Origin of the sequence: Parapedobacter brassicae, from assembly GCF_051400755.1 — a bacterium.
In the GTDB taxonomy this organism is placed as follows: Bacteria; Bacteroidota; Bacteroidia; order Sphingobacteriales; family Sphingobacteriaceae; genus Parapedobacter.
In genome coordinates this window covers 43,742-64,169 of sequence record NZ_JBLFFL010000001.1, presented here as the reverse complement: position 1 = coordinate 64,169, position 20,428 = coordinate 43,742, and the positions used below count along the sequence as shown (strand labels likewise).

The 20,428-nt window shown below is 51.0% G+C and carries 21 protein-coding genes and 1 tRNA gene; 15 read left to right on the top strand and 7 right to left on the bottom strand.

What is annotated here, in order from left to right; genetic code table 11:
- Positions 1-115: 115 nt before the first annotated feature.
- From ACMGDE_RS00310 to ACMGDE_RS00290, 5 genes are all read left to right on the top strand, one after another.
- A complete protein-coding gene (locus ACMGDE_RS00310; RefSeq protein WP_436830746.1) occupies positions 116-763 on the top strand; it encodes an O-methyltransferase in 648 nt (215 codons plus the stop codon).
- Between the two features lie 78 nt (positions 764-841).
- On the top strand, positions 842-1,777 hold the full coding sequence (locus tag ACMGDE_RS00305; protein ID WP_436830745.1) for a hypothetical protein: 936 nt from the start codon (positions 842-844) through the stop codon (positions 1,775-1,777).
- A gap of 10 nt (positions 1,778-1,787) precedes the next feature.
- Positions 1,788-2,258 (top strand): DUF4199 domain-containing protein, encoded by a 471-nt coding sequence (locus ACMGDE_RS00300; protein ID WP_436830744.1) that lies wholly within the window; start codon positions 1,788-1,790, stop codon positions 2,256-2,258.
- 72 nt (positions 2,259-2,330) lie between these two features.
- The gene (locus tag ACMGDE_RS00295; RefSeq protein WP_436830743.1) at positions 2,331-2,639 is read left to right on the top strand and encodes a YbaB/EbfC family nucleoid-associated protein; all 309 of its coding nucleotides are present in this window, start codon (positions 2,331-2,333) and stop codon (positions 2,637-2,639) included.
- 27 nt (positions 2,640-2,666) lie between these two features.
- Positions 2,667-3,350 carry a metal-dependent hydrolase gene (locus ACMGDE_RS00290; RefSeq protein WP_436830742.1) on the top strand — a complete coding sequence of 228 codons (684 nt, stop codon included), beginning with the start codon at positions 2,667-2,669 and terminating at the stop codon, positions 3,348-3,350.
- Between the two features lie 44 nt (positions 3,351-3,394).
- On the opposite strand, the gene ACMGDE_RS00285 is transcribed toward ACMGDE_RS00290, so the two are convergent.
- Positions 3,395-4,249: an N-acetylglucosamine kinase gene (locus ACMGDE_RS00285; protein WP_436830741.1), complete on the bottom strand. Its 855-nt coding sequence runs from the start codon at positions 4,247-4,249 to the stop codon at positions 3,395-3,397.
- 534 nt (positions 4,250-4,783) lie between these two features.
- Between ACMGDE_RS00285 and rho the strand changes: the two genes are divergently transcribed.
- From rho to purS, 3 genes are read left to right on the top strand one after another with little or no spacing between them, the layout of a single operon-like run.
- Complete coding sequence (rho, locus tag ACMGDE_RS00280; protein WP_436830740.1) at positions 4,784-6,292, top strand: transcription termination factor Rho; 1,509 nt, start codon at positions 4,784-4,786, stop codon at positions 6,290-6,292.
- Between the two features lie 6 nt (positions 6,293-6,298).
- Entirely contained in the window at positions 6,299-7,012 is a 714-nt protein-coding gene (gene pssA / locus ACMGDE_RS00275) for a CDP-diacylglycerol--serine O-phosphatidyltransferase (RefSeq protein WP_436830739.1), read from the top strand.
- Positions 7,013-7,019: 7 nt separating this feature from the next.
- Positions 7,020-7,271 (top strand): phosphoribosylformylglycinamidine synthase subunit PurS, encoded by a 252-nt coding sequence (gene purS, locus ACMGDE_RS00270; RefSeq protein ID WP_436830738.1) that lies wholly within the window; start codon positions 7,020-7,022, stop codon positions 7,269-7,271.
- Here the strand turns inward: purS and ACMGDE_RS00265 are convergent, their stop codons facing one another.
- Together ACMGDE_RS00265 and folK are read right to left on the bottom strand one after the other, a co-directional pair.
- Entirely contained in the window at positions 7,272-7,625 is a 354-nt protein-coding gene (locus ACMGDE_RS00265; RefSeq protein ID WP_436830737.1) for an Hpt domain-containing protein, read from the bottom strand.
- 1 nt (position 7,626) lies between these two features.
- Positions 7,627-8,196: a 2-amino-4-hydroxy-6-hydroxymethyldihydropteridine diphosphokinase gene (folK, locus tag ACMGDE_RS00260; protein ID WP_436830736.1), complete on the bottom strand. Its 570-nt coding sequence runs from the start codon at positions 8,194-8,196 to the stop codon at positions 7,627-7,629.
- 148 nt (positions 8,197-8,344) lie between these two features.
- Here folK and sppA point away from each other — a divergent pair, with 148 nt between their 5' ends.
- Genes sppA through ACMGDE_RS00245 form a run of 3 tightly spaced genes read left to right on the top strand, consistent with a single transcriptional unit; the run spans position 8,345 to position 12,212 of the window.
- Positions 8,345-10,117: a signal peptide peptidase SppA gene (sppA, locus tag ACMGDE_RS00255; RefSeq protein WP_436830735.1), complete on the top strand. Its 1,773-nt coding sequence runs from the start codon at positions 8,345-8,347 to the stop codon at positions 10,115-10,117.
- Complete coding sequence (locus ACMGDE_RS00250) at positions 10,117-10,968, top strand: hydroxymethylglutaryl-CoA lyase (protein ID WP_436830734.1); 852 nt, start codon at positions 10,117-10,119, stop codon at positions 10,966-10,968. Before sppA ends, ACMGDE_RS00250 begins: the two co-directional genes overlap by 1 nt.
- 53 nt (positions 10,969-11,021) lie before the next feature.
- The gene (locus ACMGDE_RS00245; protein WP_436830733.1) at positions 11,022-12,212 is read left to right on the top strand and encodes a phosphoglycerate kinase; all 1,191 of its coding nucleotides are present in this window, start codon (positions 11,022-11,024) and stop codon (positions 12,210-12,212) included.
- A gap of 3 nt (positions 12,213-12,215) precedes the next feature.
- Here the strand turns inward: ACMGDE_RS00245 and ACMGDE_RS00240 are convergent, their stop codons facing one another.
- Both ACMGDE_RS00240 and ACMGDE_RS00235 read right to left on the bottom strand, forming a co-directional pair.
- Positions 12,216-14,876 carry a TolB-like translocation protein gene (locus tag ACMGDE_RS00240; protein ID WP_436830732.1) on the bottom strand — a complete coding sequence of 887 codons (2,661 nt, stop codon included), beginning with the start codon at positions 14,874-14,876 and terminating at the stop codon, positions 12,216-12,218.
- A gap of 602 nt (positions 14,877-15,478) precedes the next feature.
- A complete protein-coding gene (locus ACMGDE_RS00235) occupies positions 15,479-15,643 on the bottom strand; it encodes a hypothetical protein (RefSeq protein ID WP_436830731.1) in 165 nt (54 codons plus the stop codon).
- 39 nt (positions 15,644-15,682) lie between these two features.
- On the opposite strand from ACMGDE_RS00235, the gene mgtE reads away from it, so the two are divergent.
- From mgtE to ACMGDE_RS00215, 4 genes are all read left to right on the top strand, one after another.
- Entirely contained in the window at positions 15,683-17,062 is a 1,380-nt protein-coding gene (gene mgtE, locus ACMGDE_RS00230) for a magnesium transporter (RefSeq protein ID WP_436830730.1), read from the top strand.
- Positions 17,059-17,715, top strand: coding sequence for a hypothetical protein (locus tag ACMGDE_RS00225; protein ID WP_436830729.1), 657 nt, complete (start codon positions 17,059-17,061; stop codon positions 17,713-17,715). The genes mgtE and ACMGDE_RS00225 overlap by 4 nt, the downstream gene beginning before the upstream one ends.
- Positions 17,712-18,800, top strand: a complete 1,089-nt coding sequence (locus tag ACMGDE_RS00220; protein WP_436830728.1) for a WD40/YVTN/BNR-like repeat-containing protein — start codon at positions 17,712-17,714, stop codon at positions 18,798-18,800. Before ACMGDE_RS00225 ends, ACMGDE_RS00220 begins: the two co-directional genes overlap by 4 nt.
- A 131-nt stretch (positions 18,801-18,931) precedes the next feature.
- Positions 18,932-19,005 (top strand) — tRNA-Asn (locus ACMGDE_RS00215).
- A gap of 376 nt (positions 19,006-19,381) precedes the next feature.
- Here the strand turns inward: ACMGDE_RS00215 and ACMGDE_RS00210 are convergent.
- Both ACMGDE_RS00210 and ACMGDE_RS00205 read right to left on the bottom strand, forming a co-directional pair.
- Positions 19,382-19,765, bottom strand: a complete 384-nt coding sequence (locus ACMGDE_RS00210) for an HU family DNA-binding protein (RefSeq protein WP_436830727.1) — start codon at positions 19,763-19,765, stop codon at positions 19,382-19,384.
- A gap of 241 nt (positions 19,766-20,006) precedes the next feature.
- Positions 20,007-20,213: a hypothetical protein gene (locus ACMGDE_RS00205; RefSeq protein WP_436830726.1), complete on the bottom strand. Its 207-nt coding sequence runs from the start codon at positions 20,211-20,213 to the stop codon at positions 20,007-20,009.
- Between the last annotated feature and the right edge of the window lie 215 nt (positions 20,214-20,428).

Genomic DNA, 20,428 nt, shown 5'->3' with positions numbered 1-20,428 from the left:
AAGGGATGTTTTACTTAATCGGACACCGGCAGCGGGTAACCATTAATATAAATGCCCTCCCTTCAAACAAATTTTGGATCGAGGTGTTATTACTCCGAAAAAGCTAACTGTCGCCATGAATATTGCTGTTCATCTAAAATCCCTGTTATGCAGTGCGCTGTATTTCGGTTTAGTTGCCGGATGCGTGGCCCAAAACACGACCGACCAGCGCGCGCGGGACAAAGGGGTGCGTGCGTTTTTGGAAGCAAACCGGCAGCAGTGGCACGACCTCAACGTGCCGTACGAAGACGGCCAGGTACTGCACGACCTTATCGTGGCGAATAACTACCGGTCGGCATTGGAGATCGGTACCTCCACCGGCCATTCCACCGTTTGGATTGCCTGGGCATTGAGCAAAACCGGCGGTAAGCTCACGACCATCGAAATTGACGAGAATAGGCAAAAGCAAGCCATGGAAAACATCAAAGCAGCAGGCCTATCTGATGTGGTGGATTTCAAGTTGGGCGATGCGCACCAAATCGTCAAAACGGTCGACGGTCCGTTCGATTTCGTCTTTTCGGATGCGGATAAAGACTGGTATGTGCAATATTTTAAGGATGTCGATCCGAAACTCAGCAAAGGCGGGAGCTTTACCGCGCACAATGTGCTTCAAAGCATCAGCGGTATCGGTGAATACATGGATATGGTCAACAATCACCCCGACTATGAGACGACGGTGGAAAAGTCCAGCCAATCGGGTATCGCGATCAGCCGGAAAAAATAGGTCTTCTACCATCACCGACGTAATCGCAAAATTTATTGGATATTATTGGTATTTGTAGTAGGTTAGCGTCCCATGCGAATGACGAATAGTTTGTTGCCAACTGGTATCCTCTTTTTGCTGCTATCTTACTGTTTTTGGAGCTGTTCAAGCGGAGCAGAAGGCGACGTTGATGACGATCCGAGAAGGCCTTCTTTTGCACCGATCGTCGGCATTGATTTCTATGAAGTGAGGCGCTCGTTTGACAATGGGCTGGCTTATGATTCCATTGGTTTTGTGCAAGAACCGGAGTGGCATATCAAGTTCACACGCGGAGATGCCTTGCAGATCTATGTGCCGGGGAGCGATTCTTCCTTCAATTTCGAGATCACGCATGACCACGATTCGTTTTTCCATTTCGCGCGGGAAAGCTGGAAGGTAATCGACCTGCATCCCGACAGCATGATGCTCCAGCGCCTGAGCCTCGATGGCCTGACGGTCAATAAGATACGCTCCAATGTATATATGCGGTTCTATTCGAAGGATTACTTGAGCCGATTGGGAACTCCGCTGGCGGAATTGCGCAAGCCGCGTCGGCCTGACACGCTGTTTGTGCAGCAAATGGTGCAACGGGCCAACCGGAATCTCGACAGCATGGATAGTTCCTTCTCGTCCAAGCATTATCCGCAATTGGTCAGCAAAAGCCCGATATTGGAGGTCAAGCGCCGACAGCATGATAGCCTCGACATGTTGAGCCAATCATCGGCATACGAATACCTGTATCCCGAATACGACATCGTGATCCATAAGGCATATAAGGATTTCAGCCATACGTTCTCGGTGTTGGTGGGGCCGGACGGAACGCTGCGCCTGGGCAAATTTTTTGTCATGCCTGAATTTGAAGAATCGCGACGGAGGGTATTATCCGGCATTATCGATGTATACCTGCAAAACCTGTTGACGATCACGCCGGCCGCTACGCTGGGTATGCCGCACAATAGTGTGGTCTACTTAAAGGTGCGGGGCAAGACCGGGTAAATGCAGCGATATGATGAATGTGATCCGATATGGCGTATTCTTGGCATTGGCCATGCTGCTGTGGGCCGTGGCCGAGTGGCTGGTAGGGCTTCACGGCCCATACATCCGATACCACGAGTACCTGTCGTACTTCTTCGCGGTGCCTTCGGTCGCCATCCTATATGGGGGTATCCGCAGTGCGGCTAACCGCCTTGGCGGGCACATGGATTTCCGAAAGGCGTTTATGGAGGGGCTTGGGATTACATTGGTGGCGACTTTGCTCTGTCCGCTGGTGTGGTATGTCTTCTGCGTAGGGATAAACCCCGCTTTCTTAGCGAATATGACCCGCTTTTCGATCGATGTCAAGGGCATGGATGCGCAGCTGGCGGCACAGCTTTTTTCGCTGCCAAACCACCTGTTGCTGTCTACGCTTTCCATGGCGGTCGTCGGCACTGTCACGTCATTGGTTGTCGCCATCATCGTCGCAAGGCGAAGCGGTTAAAACAAAACATAAACGACCATCTTGACATTTGCGCCATATTCCGTATTTTAGAGGCGATAAAAGGAGGTTCACATGTTTGATAAATTGTTTGAGGCCCGGCAAAAGGCCGAGGAGATCAAGAAGCGGCTAGACAATATCACCGTGAGAGGCGAAGCGGAGGGAGGGGTCATTAAGGTGACCGCCACGGCCAATAAGGAGGTAACCGATGTGCACATCGATCAGGTATTCCTTTCCAATGCAAGTAAGGATGAGCTGGAAGAGCTCCTAGCCGTGGCCGTCAATCATGCCATGAGGCAGGCAGATAACATCAGCCAGACTGAAATGCAGGCGGCCACCAAAGATATGCTGGGAGGATTGGGCGGTTTGTTTGGCCAGTCATAATGCATATTAAGCAAATCAACTATCATCATGAAAGCAATCTATTACGGACATTCCAGCGTAGCGCTGCAACTGGATGGAGCAAGTGTGCTGTTCGACCCCTTTATCAGTCCGAATCCCCAAGCGACAGCTATCGACATCAATAGCCTTAAACCCGATTACATCATCTTGAGCCATGCGCACGATGATCATGTGGCTGATGTGGTGGCAATACAACGGAATAGCGGAGCGAAGGTGATGGCCATTGTGGAGACGGCTATGTGGGTCAACCGCCAGGACATCCCCGAGTCCGACATCATTCCCTTTAATTTCGGCGGCACGGTGGCGACTGATTTTGGCAGCATCAAAATGGTATACGCACTGCATACCAACGCTGCGCCGGACGGCCAGTATGCCGGTGCCCCGGCGGGGTACGTGCTCCAATGTGGGGGCAGGAAAATATATTTTGCGGGAGATACGGCGCTGACGCTGGAAATGAAGCTGTTGGAGCACGTGGGACTCGATTGGGCATTTTTGCCCATCGGGGGGCATTTCACGATGGACGTAGATGATGCGATCGTCGCAAGTCAGTTCATCAATTGCAAGAACATCATCGGTATCCACTATAATACGTTTCCACCCATCGCTATCGACACCGCGGTGGCCAAAGAGAAGTTTGCCGATGCAGGGCTCAATCTTTATTTGCTGGCCATCGGCGACGAGTTGATTTTATAGCAAGCCTCCCTCCCTGGCTTTTAGCACCGCTAATGGCCGCGTTATTACTTAGCCGATTTAGTGATGTGATATTGCACCAGGTCGTCTATAGGCGAACGAACGATCCGCCCCACCTTCATGCCATAGTGGAGTGCAATTTCCTCCAGCACATTGCGGAAGTTATATCCGACAGAGCCGATACAATTGAAGGTATAGCTTTGGTAGTCCGGGTAGCGGGAGACCAAATTCCGGAAGAAATCGTCGAAAGAGGTGTGTACGAGGCCACGCGAGTAGTTGATGTTCACCATGACGTCGTACACGAACTTGCTGAAGCTCGCACAGAAACGATTGGCCAACGGCTTCGTATACACGGCGTCCATTACATCATCGGGAGTCAATTTAAAGGTATCCCAAAAGACTTCGCGCACATCTTCGGGCATAAATCCCCGAATATAATCGGTCAGCAATTTTTTGCCGATATAACATCCGCTGCCTTCATCACCCAAGATATAGGCCGCAGAATCGATGTTGTGTGCGATATCATTTCCATCATAGATACACGTGTTGGTTCCGGTACCCAAGATGGCCGCAAATCCCGCTTCATCGCCAAGTAATGCCCTGGCGGCAGCCAACAGGTCATGGCCAACGAATACACGTGAATTGATAAATACCTGATTGAGCGCCTCTACGACAATGTTCGCCTTTTCCTCGTTATGTACACCTGCGCCATAGTAATTGACTTCCGTTATTTGGTCAAACGGTAAGTCTTTCGGCAGCCCTTTTCGGAGGGAGTTTACAATGTATTCGCTATTCACAAAATAAGGGTTGTAGCCCTCCGTGTTGAAATACACTTTTTTACCAGCGTTATCCAGCAAGCACCAGTTGGTTTTGGTTGATCCTCCGTCTGCAATAATAATCATCTGTTGGGTCTTAGTTTGTTGGTATTTTTAGTTAAAATGATGTTCATTCGATTATATGCGCCGAAAATACAGTTTTCCCTGAAAAAATCACACAATCGGTATGCTTATTTCAAAAAATCTTACAACAATATGCCAAAAGCGATTCGGCAAAATCGGGCCTAACATAGGGCTTCGATGGCGATAACGCAAACTTTTTCGAGATTTTTGTGTTGTCAATAATATGTCGAAATCAGTTTACCCTTGACAAACAGCTTATTACTTGCAGTAGTAGTATGAAGAACATGGAGTGTCGGAGCGGTATTGAGGTTGCCAGCAAAATGAATTTTTATTTTTTTCAAAATTTTTTTGAAATTCCAAATGTAATCCTTTACTTTGCGCAGTATTCTCAAAATTTATCCTAACACTTCATCGAAAATCTTTGATTTCTGAAGACCAAATGCTGAATCATCTTTATATAAAGATATGCAGCTGAGCGGGGGTGGATAAATTTCTGTGTGTAACAGCAAAATCCTTATATAATTTATATTACAATTGATGAACATTAATGAATTAAACGCGAAGCTCGTATCCGAGTTGCGTGAGATAGCAAGGTTGATCGGCATCCCAGATGTAGACAAACTTCGAAAACACGAATTAGTCACGAAGATAGTTGAAACAGGCGAAGAAGAAGCCAGGCGAGCAGAACAAGAGGAAGTCGCCGTGATCGGTGATGCCAATACAGATGACGATAGGCCGCGCAAGCGTATCCGTACGGTGAAAGCCGCCGAGCCGATCAGTGTCAGAAGCACGAAGGATGAGTATATAGGCGAAGGGCGAGAAAGTGCCGGGATGGAAAGCGAGCCGCGCGAACCCCGTGCAGAGCAACCCTACCCTGTGCAACGGCCTTCTAATGGCAGTAAGGTCGAAGGACCCGCCACCAGTCTCGACTTTGATAATGTGATCGTCAACGAAGGTGTGTTGGAAATCATGCCTGATGGTTATGGTTTTCTGCGGTCGTCCGATTACAACTACTTGACCTCACCAGATGATATCTATGTTTCGCAGTCTCAGATCAAGCTTTTTGGATTGAAAACAGGCGACACGGTGCGCGGAAGTATCCGCCCCCCGAAAGAAGGCGAGAAGTATTTCCCGTTGGTACGTGTGGAGGCCATTAACGGGCAGAACCCGGCAGACGTGCGCGATCGCGTGCCGTTTGATTTCCTTACGCCGCTGTTCCCGACCGAGCGGCTGAAACTGTTTACGGGTACAGGCAATTACTCCACGCGGATCATGGACCTGTTTACGCCCATCGGCAAGGGACAGCGCGGGTTGATCGTCGCGCAGCCCAAGACAGGTAAGACCATGTTGCTGAAGGATGTGGCGAATGCCATTGCCAAAAATCATCCTGAAGTATACCTGATTATCCTGTTGATCGACGAGCGGCCTGAAGAGGTCACCGATATGGCACGGAGTGTACGGGCAGAAGTCGTGTCTTCTACCTTTGACGAGCCTGCGGAAAGGCACGTCAAGATCGCCAATATCGTACTCGAAAAAGCAAAACGCATGGTGGAATGCGGGCATGACGTGGTCATCCTGCTGGATTCGATCACGCGTTTGGCACGTGCCTATAACACGGTGGCTCCGGCTTCAGGAAAGATCCTTTCAGGCGGTGTGGATGCCAATGCGCTCCACAAACCGAAGCGCTTCTTCGGTGCGGCACGTAACATCGAACATGGCGGTTCATTGACCATATTGGCCACCGCGCTTATTGATACCGGCTCCAAGATGGATGAGGTGATCTTTGAAGAATTTAAAGGTACCGGTAACATGGAGCTGCAGCTGGATCGTAAGCTGTCCAATAAACGGATATTCCCGGCGATTGATCTTATTGCTTCCAGCACCCGTCGTGACGACTTGCTCAATGACCGTGAAACCCTTCAACGGATATGGGTATTGCGCAATCACCTTGCGGACATGAACTCAACAGAAGCGATGGAATTCTTGCTGTCCCAAATGCGGGGCACCAAATCCAACGAGGAGTTCCTCGTCAGTATGAACGGCTAATGCATCATGGCTGTAGCATTCTTCCCGCTACAGCCATCCATTATGAAAAAGCATGTACCCAATTTCATCACCTGCCTGAATCTTTTCAGTGGTTGTATTGGGGTCACGTTTGCACTAGCCGGCCAGCTTGAGGCGGCCGCATATTGCGTGGTCGTGTCGGGGATTTTTGATTTTTTCGATGGACTGGTAGCTCGGGCATTGCACGTAAAATCGCTTATTGGCAAGGAGCTGGATTCATTGGCAGATGTGGTGAGTTTCGGTCTCGTGCCGGGAGCGGTGTGCTATCACCTGCTCGGCACGGCCTTTCCGACAAGCAACTACCTGCCATATTTCGGGTTTGCCGTGACCCTGTTTTCAGCACTCCGCTTAGCCAAATTCAACATCGATGAACGCCAATCGACGGATTTCGTGGGGCTCAATACCCCGATGAATGCGTTTTATGTGGTGTCCTTACCCTTTATCGCACAGACACATGGGGCGATCATCTACCATCCGTTTTTCCTCATCGGCAGCATTGTGCTGACAAGCCTGTTGCTGGTCAGCAATATTCGGCTGTTTTCGCTGAAGATGAGCACATGGTCATGGCAGGAGAACAGGTGGAAATTCATTTTTATAATTTTGAGTGCGGTATTGGTCGGTTTGCTTAAATTTGCGGCGGTTCCGGCGATACTGGTGTCGTACTTTTTATTTTCGTATATTCATTTTAAGCACAGCAAATAATTTACATATGAACTTTTTGGCAGAAATCAATGTGATGCCCCTGAAGGAAATCCTGGATCCCCAAGGAAAAGCGGTGACAGGTAGCATGAAAAACCTGGGGCTTACTGCGGTAAGCAATGTACGGATCGGTAAGCACATCACCTTAGAAGTCGATGCGCCCGATGAAGAAACGGCACGCCAGCAGGTTGATGAAGCTTGCAAAAAGTTGTTGGCCAATCTGATTATGGAAAGCTATGATTTCGAAATCAAGGCAATCTGATTAGTCAATGAGCAGCAAATAGGCTCTCAGCTCGCTGTAAAGCACTTGGAGCTGAGGGGTCAGCGCACTGAATTTAGCGGGTATCAAATCGAGGTCTTGCCTGTTTTTGGCGAGACTTTCTATTTCTTGCAGTGCTCCGCGCATATCGTTTGCACCCACATAGGCAAAGGTGGGTTTGATGTGATGGGCCTGTTTATAGACGCTTTCCCAATCTCCCTGTTCGATATGGGATGCCAACAGATCCACGTCCGCTGGCGTCTGTTTGATGAAAAGTTCAAGAATTTCTCTGATGAGTTGCGTATTGCCTCCTGAAAGGTCCTCCAGGTAACTCATGTTGGCCTGTTCAAAGTTCATGTTAGTCATATGTATTGGTCTTGTAAAGGTGCACAGGTAAGCGATCCGGCGTTTGCCTCAACACGTCCGCAATCGTTTTCCGCAACACAGGATGCACCAACAGCGGTGCAATTTCCTGCAACGGCATCAATGCAAACCTGCGATTGGGTAACTGGGGATGAGGTACTTGCAGCTCCGCTGTATCGATCACCTGATCGCCATAAAACAAAATGTCAATATCGATCGGTCTGGATTCCCATTTAGTGACACGCACCCTGCCCATTTTGCCCTCGATGGCGTTGATGATTTCCAGCAATTGAAACGGTTGAAGGGCCGTGGTCACCAATACGACCTGATTGAGGTAGTGAGGTTGGTTTTCGTTCCCCCATGCGGCGGTTTCATATATCGAAGACGTTTGGGTGATGTAGCCTGCCTCCTGTTCAAGATACCTAAGGGCCTCCTGTAGCCGCTCCTCCCTATTGCCCATGTTGGTGCCCAATAAAAGATAAGCATCTACTGTAACTGGTGTCGACATGTCCAAAAAACCGATATTATTAGGCGTCACGACAAACTTAGCTAAATACCTGCTCATATGCAAGTCGCAAACATGCGCCGGCAACCCATCATTAGCGGGTGTAACGATCTTGAAGTTTCGTGATCAAACAGGGGTGGTGATGCGTATGTCGTTTGCATATGCAGCCGAGTTTGGCTAAGTTTGGCATAATAAGAATTGGTAGTATATGAAGTCTTTTTTTAAATACGTGCTTGCCACGGTGACAGGCATCGTTCTTTCGGTTATCCTGTTGTTTGTTGTTGGTCTGATGATTATCGTTGGGATGGTTAGTTCCATGAGCGCCGATAAGGAGGTCCCCGTGTCGGATAATTCCATGCTGGTCGTAGACCTCAAGCATGAAATTACGGAGCGTACCGTTCCCGATCCGTTCGATGGGCTGGATGTTCCCGGACTTATTTTCACCAAAAACCTGGGCCTGGATGATATCCTGAAACGCATTGCGGCAGCCAAAGATGATCATCGGATCAAGGGCATTTACCTGGACCTTTCGATGGTATCGGTCAGCTTTGCTTCATTGCAGGAGATCAGAGATGCCTTACTGGATTTCAAAGAGTCGGGCAAGTTTATTGTTGCCTACAGCGAGCTGTATACCCAACGGGCGTATTACTTGGCGTCCACGGCAGATCGGGTGTATGTCAATCCCGAAGGGACGATCGACTTTAGGGGGCTGGCCTCCCAGACGATGTTCCTGAAGGGGACACTCGATAAGCTGGGCATCGAAGCGCAGGTGGTCAAGGTGGGGACATACAAGAGCGCGGTGGAGCCCTTTATGCTGGATAAGATGAGCGACGCCAACCGGGAGCAGGTCGGCTCGTTTATTGGCAGTATCTATAACCACTTTGTCGGGGAGATAGCCGCAAGTCGCAAACTGAGTCCCGATTCGCTGTTTGCCTTTGCAGACCGCTATGCGGTACGCAATGCGGATGATGCGGTCACCTATGGGCTGGCCGATGGCAAGAAATATAAGGACGAGCTCCTGATTGAACTAAAAGACTCGCTGAATATCGACGAAGATCAAGACCTCAACGCCATCGCGCTCACGCGGTACCAACCCAAGGCACAGCCTGCCGGTGCATCGGTGCGCGACCGCATCGCCGTGGTGTATGCCGTGGGTGAGATCGTGTCGGGCGAGGGTGACGACCAGATGATCGGCTCTGAGCGGATTTCGCGCGAGTTGCGCAAGGTGCGCCGGGACGATAAGGTGAAGGCTGTGGTGTTTCGCGTCAATTCGCCCGGAGGCAGTGCGCTGGCTTCGGATGTAATCTGGCGGGAGGTCGAACTCTTGAAAAAGGAAAAGCCGATCATTGTTTCCATGGGGGATGTCGCGGCGTCCGGCGGGTATTACATCGCCGCGGCCGCAGACTCCATTTTTGCCCAACCGAATACCATAACGGGTTCGATCGGCGTGTTCGGACTGATACCCAACCTGCAGGGCCTCTACAATGACAAACTGGGCATCACCTACGATAATGTCAAAACTGGTAAATATGCCGATTTTTTGACGACGTTTGACCGACCACTCACGGCAGATGAACGAAACATCCTGCAAATGGAAGTAGAGCGCATATATGACACTTTTTTGCAGCGGGTAGCTGACGGCCGAGGTCTGTCCAAGGTACAGGTGGATAGCATCGGACAAGGCCGTGTATGGAGTGGGCAACAGGCATTGGACATCGGTTTGGTCGACCGCCTTGGGAGCATTGAAGACGCCATCGCGGCGGCAGCCAAGAAGGCCGGGCTCGGCGAATACCGGATCGTCACCTACCCAGCGATCAAGAAACCCTTTGAGGCGCTGCTGGGCAACACGACCGATCGGATCGGCATGTGGTTTACCCAGCGCGAACTTGGCGAGCATTATCGGCATTACGAGCAGCTGAAGATGGTCTTGCAGCTGCGGGGCATACAGGCCCGGCTTCCGTTTACCATGGAAATCCATTGATGGAGCATGTCTCGATAACCGAATGTCCGCGAGACGCCATGCAGGGAATACATCGCTTTATTCCCACCGCAGTAAAGGCAACGTATCTACAGTTATTGCTCAAGGTAGGTTTTGACCGACTGGATTTCGGCAGTTTCGTATCGCCCAAGTCCATCCCCCAACTGCGGGATACGGCTGAGGTGCTGGATCAGTTGGATACCTCCATCGGTACCACACAATTGCTGGCCATTGTCGCCAATGTGCGCGGGGCAACGACAGCTGTACCATCGGATAAGATCGCCATCCTGGGGTTTCCGTTTTCGGTATCCGAAACGTTTCAACAGCGCAATACCAACAGCAGCATCAAGCAGGCCCTGGATACGGTAAAGCAATTAGTAGCCCTTTGCCATGCGAAGGGCAAAATTCCTTTAATATATCTGTCCATGGGGTTTGGCAATCCCTATGGCGATGCTTGGAGCCCGGCCATCGTGGCCGATTATGCCGCCGAGCTGGTGGCCCTTGGGGTGCGGCACCTGGCGCTGGCAGATACCGTCGGTAGCTCTACACCGGCAAGTATTGCGGCGTTGTATACGTATATTGCTGAAACCTTTCCGGCGGTTGAGCTGGGCCTGCACCTGCATAGTACCCCGGACAGCAGCCGGGATAAACTCCGTGCAGCATTAGACGCCGGGTGCACGCGGTTCGATACGGCATTGCGCGGCATTGGCGGATGCCCCATGGCGGACGATAAGCTCACCGGCAACATCGCGACAGAAACCTTGCTGCAACTGCTCTATGAGCGGGGCGTGGATACCGGACTGGATATGGATGCCTGGACCTCAGCCATGCTATATAGTAAAGCGGTGTTTTGAATTTCCAATACTTATAGTAGTTTTGTTATCCCAAATAGTTCGAACGATTAGATATGAAGACCATAGACAAGTTAGATTTTTCCGGCAAGAAAGCGTTGATACGGGTAGACTTCAACGTTCCCCTCGATGAGCAGTACCACATCACAGATGATAACCGTATCCAGGGAGCGACACCTACCATCAAGAAGATCCTGAGTGACGGCGGCGCCGTGATTCTGATGTCGCACCTCGGACGGCCCAAAGACGGTCCCACCGAGAAATTCTCGCTGAAGCACATCGTCAAGCACCTCTCCGATGTGCTGGGTGTGGCTGTGCAGTTTGCAGATGATTGCATCGGCGATGAGGCGTATGCCAAAGCCGGAGCATTGAAGGCGGGAGAGGTGCTGCTGCTGGAAAACCTGCGCTTTTATAAAGAGGAAGAGAAAGGCGATCCAGATTTCGCGGCAAAACTGGCCAAGCTTGGCGATATATACGTCAATGACGCATTCGGTACGGCACACCGTGCGCATGCATCAACGGCGGTGATTGCGCAGTTCTTCCCGAACGCCAAGTATTTCGGTTATCTGATGGCTGCTGAGATCGGCAATGCCGAGAAAGTGCTCAATAACCCCCAGCGGCCGTTTACGGCCATCATGGGCGGCGCCAAGGTATCCGACAAACTTGAACTGATCGAAGCCCTGCTCGATAAGGTGGATAACCTGATCATCGGCGGCGGGATGGCCTATACCTTCATCAAAGCCCGGGGCGGTGAAATCGGCAAGTCGTTGGTCGAAATGGATAAATTGGACCTGGCCAATGAGTTGGTGAAACATGCGGAAGAAAAGGGCGTCAACCTGGTGCTGCCCACCGATTCGCAGATTGCTGACGGGTTTGCGCCGGACTCCCCGGCATACGATGGACCGAACGACCAGATCCCGGCTGAAAAAATGGGACTGGACATCGGCAAGGAATCAGGGGAGCATTTTGCTCAAGTGATCATGGCTTCCAATACCATTCTGTGGAACGGACCAATGGGAGTATTCGAATTCGACAAATTTGCCAAGGGTACCAAGGCTGTGGCGGATGCCGTAGTGGCGGCTACCGAGCGCGGTGCCTTTTCACTGATCGGCGGCGGCGATTCTGCGGCAGCGGTCACCAAGTTTGGCATGACCGAACACGTGAGCTATGTCAGCACCGGCGGAGGGGCCTTGCTGGAATACATGGAAGGCAAGGAGCTGCCGGGCGTAAAAGCGATAAACGAATAATAATCAATAGCTATACCCGATACTGTACGTAGCGAAAATGCGCTGCGGCGTACGGGCTTCGTTGGCGTAAATGAGCTTCACCCCGATGTCGAAGTTGGGTAGGTAGAAACGTAATAGATTCATATCTGACCGCAATTCAAGGCCGAATGTACGCGGACTGAATGCCGCTCCCGAACGCACATTCTGGAAGTCAGCAAACAATCCGCCTTTGAAACGCTTGATATAAGCCAAAGGGCCAATGGACCAGTCGGGATAGGCGATCGGAAATCGATAGCTAAACAATAGCGTATTATCTACCGGCACGGCGCGCAGTTGGTCATAGCCGCTCACCAACGGGATGTCATTAGCCATTTCATACGTACCGCTGCGCTGCTGGTAATTGAACCGGGCCAGCAACGAATGGTTGGGCCACAGCCCCGGAAAATAGAAGGCCGTGCGCACGGCGAAATGCTCACCTGAGATTGCCGCATCAAACGGAAAGTGCCGGTAGGTGACACTGAATTGCTGTCCCCAGCGCGGCGCGAGATCCAGCATGCTTTGCCGCACGTTGTGGTTGAAATAAAACTGATAGTGCAGGGGGAAGCGGATACGGTCGATGAACCGATCCTGCAATGACGGTTCACTCAAACCATAGCGCCCGGTATACGACGTAGCCGCGCTGAAGCCCGTGCTGAACACCTCGTTGAGCCGGTAAAACGCCAACGGGATATCCATTCGCAGGGTGGATACATGTTCCCGCCAGCGAAAACCGATGACGCGTTCCTCGCCGTCGGAGGTTACCCTCGCCGCACCCACTTGCCCCCGGTTCATATACTCCACGGAAAACTTCGGGAAGAAGCGTTGATAGCTTACCGACGCTAGGTATTCACTGCTGCGGATATCACCATCATACGTATACCCCAATCGGATTTGCGTGGTGTTGAGCAGGTCGTCCGACAGCCAGTAAATCCCGGGGTTGATCTCATCGAGGTTGTCGAAATTTCCGTTATCGACGGAGAGGCTGTGGAAGTTGACCAGATTTTTGAATCCTTTATAAGGCGTTGAAGCGGTTTTTTTGATCGCAAATGTATCCAACGTCCAAAAATTGCTTTCATGGCTTACACCGGCCTTAAAATGGCTATAATGAGAATCCGTAATTTTCAGGTGGCTGATGCGATAGCCATCCCGTTGGTAGTTGTTGAACCATATACGCCCGTTTTTCGCATCAAACGAAGGGTTAAACGCGCCGAAGCGGGCATTGGTGAGTGGGCGGATCGTGTTAGTGAGCGTATCCAGCGCATACAGGTTATCTATTCCATTGTAGTGGGCTTTGAATACGATCTGCCCGTCGGCATAGGTCGGTCGCTCAAATTGCTGCGCCTCCCAACCGAGAAGGATGCGGTAGGTGGCCGATGGGATGTCGAGCTCCACGAGCGCCGCACCCTGTCGGGATATCCCTGTGGCGATGACCTTCGAGCCGGTTTCATCAAAAGCAGGTGTCTGCAGTTGGATGTTAGCAGGCGAGGGGAATCGGCCGATGATGTCCCCATTATCCGTATCCAGCAGTACCAAGCTGATGGCATTATCCTCAGCTATAGACACCGCAATCAACTGTTTGCCATCGGGTCGGAGAGCAGGAGCGAAATAGCGGCTTTTGCGTGACAGCTGCCGGCGTGCGCGCGTATCCAAGTCGTATACATGGATGACACCATAGGTGCGTTTGCCGTAACGGACGTCCCGCCGCACCTCATCCCAGACCACTTTCCCCGCCGCATAAGAGAAGTGAGGCAGCGTCTGCCGGCCGGTTTTTACGACCTCCCGCAGCTCGCCTGTGGTGTCCATTACGACGATGGCGGGCACCCTGCCCGCATGCTGGTGCAGGGCGATGATTGACCCTCCCGGCAGTGCCCGCGGCAGCAGCCAGCTCTCCGGTTTTCCGGTCGGTTTAGCGGGCCATACCGGGTAGTCCGTAGGGTCGTTTTTTGCCAGCTGTTGCTGCCATTTCAGGGTCAGTTCATCACGGGTTTTTTCATGCCATTTGCGGGTAGTGTAGCCGGTGTATTTTTTCAACGAATTGCTGAAATTATAGGGGCGGATCGGTAGCTTGGCCATGCGCGTCATGAGGCTGTCGAGGATCGCCGCGCCATACTCCTTTTGCAGGGATGAGGTCATGAAATAACCGAGTTCATAGAACCCCGGCGTGACGTCTTTGAGGGATCCTAAATAGTCCTTTTGATAGCTGTATTTTCGGCCGCTGAGGAGGTTCGTCCGTAGCGGCATTTCCCAAGAGGGGAGGCGTCCGCGGCCGGCGTTAGATAGATTAGTTTCGGTGATCACCGCATCGCCCTCAAAAAACCAGGACGGTAACGTGACGCCGTAGATGGCAAGCGCCAGTTGCTCGAACAGTGGAGCCCTCAGATAGCCTGTCAACTTGTCAAACTGCACCACGTGCCGAAGCTCATGGATGGCCAGGTTGTTCAGCCAATCTTGAAAATCACTTTGCTGTGGGGGCGTGGTATAAAACTCCGAACGGCGGGGGGCAAGCTGTACATTTCCGTTGGATTCTACCGTTTGGTTTTGCAGGATGATGGAGATTTTCCTTGGCTGTTTCCCCAGTGTTTCGCTGACGCGTTCCCGCATTCCTTCCAATTCGCTGGCCAGCTGCTGGGCAGTTTCTTCAAGCACAGCGGGGTAGATCAATTGAAAATTTTCGGTAGTTAATTGTCTCCACTTTACACTTGGTGGGTACTGATCGGCGTTGAAAATTTGCGCAAAACTACATTGTGAATGTATACATAATATATATACCAGTAAAATACTGATTATAAATTTATTAAATGATTTAATATCATACTTCATATGCGTTTGCTAATATTTTTGGTAATTTGCGTTGGGCGTACCCGTGCCGATAGTCTATTTAATGTTTATGTAATTATTGTTAACATCTGATTTTTAAATGTTAATGATTTTAATAAATAACCTTATATTGACTATTTTTGATTATTTATTTGGTAAAAATGCACATAAAATTTGATATCTGCATACGAATGGCCTAAAGATAAAATCATCGGCGCATTGTACACTATCTTCAGACATGCCCGTCCGAATTTCATATCCGTTCTGCTCGTGTCCGAGGCAACGGCCGGGGCCGCCCCTACTCGGTTCGCACCCGGACATCATTATATGAGCGGCACCGTTATCGCAAGTGCGCTGCCGTCAGCGGGCGCGCGGCCGACAGCGGTGATGCTGCCGAGGTGTCGCAGCAATGGATACACAGCATCGCTGTATCACCGGCAGAAACCGGTGGCGACGCCCGATAAACCCGGTGCTGTCATTTTGTCCAGTTCCGTATCAACCTTGCCTACCACTAACAGGCTTTTCTGCGATGGTTTTTTAATGTTTACTTGTTCGTTCTTTTCATTTAAAAAGCCGACTTTTGCATGCAAAATCATTGCATCGATGTAGGATATCGTTAACAAATAGGAGGGCTCATGGACGAATTGGATACGCTGGTAGAACAAACGGAATTGCTTCTGGCCGAAGGCGACGAACAGCAGCTCAAAGAATACCTCGATGAACTGAACATTTCGGATGTGGAAGCCCTCATCGATGAGCTGCCCGAATACGGTCCAAAGTTCCTCGAAACGCTTAGCGTCAACCGGGCTGTAAACGTGTTCCGCATCCTGGATTTTCCAACCCAAGAACGCATCCTCAAGAAGCTTTCCGGCCCCAAGATTTCGGAGATCATTAACGAGATGCCGCCGGACGATCGGACGGCTTTTTTCAGCGAGCTGAAAGGCGACTTGGTGAAGCAATTGATCATCCTCATGCCGCCGGCCGATCGTAAGGAAGCGCTGGCGTTATTGGGGTATCCGGAGGATAGCGTGGGCCGGCTGATGACGCCGGATTACATCACCGTCAAACAGCATTGGGATATCGCCCGTGTGCTGCAGCATATCCGCCGATATGGGAAGGCTTCGGAGACCATCGATGTGCTCTATGTGATTGACAAGGATGGCCAGCTCTTGGATGATATCCGGATCAGGGATATTTTGCTAGCAGATCCGGAGACCAAGGTAAAAGACCTGGTAGATAACCGACTTATTGCCCTCAATGCAAACGATCCGCAAGAGGAGGCCATCAACGTGTTCCGGATGAATAACCGCGTGGCACTTCCGGTGGTCGATGAACAGAACATCATGCTCGGCATCGTGACAGTAGATGACATCCTTTGGGTAGCCAACGAAGAATACACCGAAGACATGCAGCGGATAGGGGGTACCGAAGCCCTGGATGAACCTTACCTGGATGTGTCTGTACTTCATCTGGTAAAAAAGCGGGCCGGATGGCTCATCGTGCTCTTTCTGGGGCAGCTACTGACCGCTACGGTAATGGAACACTACGAGAGTCAACTGGCCTCGGCCGTGATATTAGTGATGTTCATCCCACTCATCATGTCAAGCGGGGGAAACAGCGGTTCGCAGGCTGCCACGCTCATCATCCAGGCAATGGCGCTGGGTGAGGTGACGTTGGCCGATTGGTGGCGGGTGATGCGACGTGAGATTCTTTCGGGCCTGACATTGGGGTTATTGCTGGGGGTATTGGGTTTCATCCGTATCGCCACCTGGCAGGCATTTTCACATGAATACGGCGCACATTGGGTGCCGGTGGGATTGGTCGTGAGTCTGTCGCTGGTAGGGATTGTGATGTGGGGGTCATTGGTGGGGTCCATGTTGCCTTTCATCCTGCGCCGGCTGGGTGCCGATCCAGCCTCCTCCTCGGCGCCTTTCGTGGCTACATTGGTAGACGTGACGGGGCTGATCATCTATTTCACCGTAGCCACACTCATCCTCACCGGCGTGCTGTTATGAGAAGCGTTGCGATATGCTGTGCAGTATGGTTATGGCTGTCATTGTCGGCGACCGCATTATTCGCACAGGATGATCTCAGGGTCCTTTGGGAATTGGAGGGAGGTGTCAGCCGCTTCAGCGATGGGGAGGTGAATAAGGTCTTCCCGGTGGGAATTCACGTAAGCGCCGGTCCCGTGTTTGCCTTGGCCGATCAGGGACGGCTCCGGCTCCGGCCTCACGCGGGCGCCAAGTTTTTTTTCAACGAATTGGATGAGTGGACTACCGAGCATCTCCGCTTCCTTCGGTTGGGCGGGCAGGTGAGCTACGATGCATTCTATATTGGGCAGACGACTTTTTTCCCGTATGCGGCGGCAGATTTCAATTGGGTGGCCAATTACGATGCCGAGAGCGACGGCGGCTCGGGCGACGATGAAAACGTATCTTTTTCGGATAGTTATTTAAGGGGAGCGGGTTTTTCACAGGCGATTGGTCTTCGGGTACAATACCGCGAGATGTATATTAAGTTGGGCTACGAATTTTTCGATACCCGGCTGCGCGTCCGGAAAAGCATCATCGATGAAGATTTGGCTGCGGGTTACATCACACCGATCTCGCACCCCTTTAATTTCAATACCATAAACCTCTCCGTGGGGTTGACAGTAGGAATGAAATGAACGTAATTAAATTCACCGGGCTCTCCTTGTTGGTCGCCTTGCTTACATGTTGCAAGGGCGACGGCACCCTATTGGATTTATATCCCATAGACCCAATCGTAAATCCCGAGGCACACCTGCTGATCCGGGATAACGGGATCATCCACACGCAATTGAGCGGGCGTAACCGCATCACCGGTGTGACCGAAAAAGGAGGATTCACAGCGGACGATCGGTTTAATGCGTTCAGCTTCCAGCCATACGCTTGGCCCGAGGACCAGCGCGCCGTCGGATTTGGTAGGGATCTGGTCGTGCAGGCCCCAATGGATGGACGATCATTTGCGTTGCGGTATTCGAGAGACAATGGTCAGTCCTGGACAACATTCGATAAGGCTATTGTAGATGAGGCCGATGCCATACTGGGGGAGGTGTATCCGGTGAGCGTACTGGTAGGGGATGATGAAGTGGTTTGGTTGCTTTGCCAGCAACATATCGGCGCAGGGAGGCGGGCGATGTTATATCGGATTGACCTGGTTAACGGCACCAGCGAAGCGTTATTGAAAAAAATGCACGCACTGGCCCTGGCCGTCGATTTTGTAGACAGGCACCACGGTTGGCTGCTATGGGCAGATCCCGCGGGACCGCAGGGTAATATTCATCTATTGAAGACGACCGATGGGGGTCGCGTTTGGTCCGGTGGTGCGGTGCTGGACAACATCATTCAACCATCCATTGAAGCCATATCGGATGACAAGCTATTGATATACGGTCAAGCGGACAATGCTTTTCTTTCGGCAGACGGCGGAGCGACAGTTGAGCCAATACTCACCGGTATGGGAAGAATACAGGCATGCCAAGCGGTATCTGCCGAGGTGATCTACATGCTTTCGGTCGGCAGTGCCGTAGGCAAAAGCACCGATGGTGGTGTCACATGGCTGCCCTTGGAAGCACAAGCACGCGGTATCGGTGTCACGGGCACGGACCTGCATTTCTATGATGAACGGCAAGGGATTGTGTATGACAGGGACAGGCTATTCGTTACCCACGACGGCGGAGCGGGCTGGGAAGTCCTCGTTTACCCCTATGAATATGTTGTTGAACAGTAATCCGAAAACGCATACACGAGCCTAACGATTGACAGCAAACGAGTTGCGAACTTTTTAATTTTTTTTTTGTTTATTAGATGGAAAGTTCCGAATATTGCAGTCCCGAAAACGGGGTGTACCAGCATCAATACTCCTGAATAGCTCAGCTGGTTAGAGCATCTGACTGTTAATCAGAGGGTCGCTGGTTCGAGCCCAGCTTCAGGAGCCGATTTTATTAAGCTCTTTTTTGTAAAAAAAAGGGCTTTTTTTATGCACTGACGCATAAACGGGCAAACGCTGGACACGCGCAAGGGCCACGGTACAGGTGGTAAATCAGGTTGCCTGCGCATCATGTGATCGACTTCATTGGGATCATAAATTTCGTTGTAGTTTATTTTTACAGTCGCCAATCCGGCCAAAAAAGTCTCCGAAGTCACTTTCAGAAGTCTCCGAAGCGGATTTTAAAACGACTTCGGCGACTTTGGAAACGCTCCGAAGTCGTTTTTCAAAGTGACCAAGCGTCATTTTTGGCGATTTTTAACAAAAAAAGCCGCCCCGGGAACATCGGGGCGGCTGGAGAATCCGGTTTGCAGGAATCCGTTTTAGCGGTTTTTCTCGAAAGTTAAACCGTCGATGACGGCCTTGACATGCTTACCGGGGTGGAACAGCAGGCGTGTGCGGAAGATATTGCCCGCGGTCACTTCCTCTCCGGTGTCACTTCCCGTGCTGTTGCTGCCCAGGCGGAATGCGCCGAGGTTGCCCAAGCGGACGATATACCCGTGTGAGATGTTGCGAGGAATTTCGCGCACCAGGCTCTGCAGGACGGCATAGACATCGGACTCGGTCAGCGATGAGGAGTACGAAATATCTGTCGCCAGGTTTTCAAGTGTGATCTCGCCAGCATGGACCGGCCGTGCATAGAACTTCTTCGGTGCGTCCGGGTCTCCCGGCTTACCGATTTCCAGAATGTTGTACTTGATTGCCATTGTTAAAAAATTAAAATGTTAAAAAATTAAACCATTACTCGTTGTTTCCGGGCGGTACCTTTCCCGTTGACAAGACAAAGTTCGGGAGGATGTCAAGAGGTACTGTCGGAATTGGCGGAATTGGCGGAATTGTCGGTTTTGGCGGGCGGGTTAGTAAAAAAAACCGTGGCGGTCGATTGCCGCCACGGTTATCCCATAAAATCTTTCGCTGTCCCGGCAAACCCTTTGCCGGATGTTTAGGTCAGGATCGGTGCATGAAGCGGGAAATTTCCGCTACCGGAATGCCCAGATAATCTGAAGCCTGATAAACCGTTACATGCTGGTGCTTATCCAGCCCAAACACATCCCGGATCTTGTTGATGAGCCGCTGGCAGGTACGTTCGCTCTGGCCAGTGATCCGTTGCAGATCCGCGGGATAAACAGCTAATCTTGGTAAAGATATTTCCATATCTGCCAAATAGCATATGCAAAATTACGAAATATGCAAAACGTGAGAAAATATATCGCTGATTTTCTGCTGTTTATTGTTGATTTTTATAACTTTCATAATATCAGTCGCATGACGATTTCCATATTTCAAATGGTGGTAGTACGTGGATTATGAAAATGGCAACATCGCTCCTGCAATTACATGCAGAAAATATACACGTTCATCAACGATAA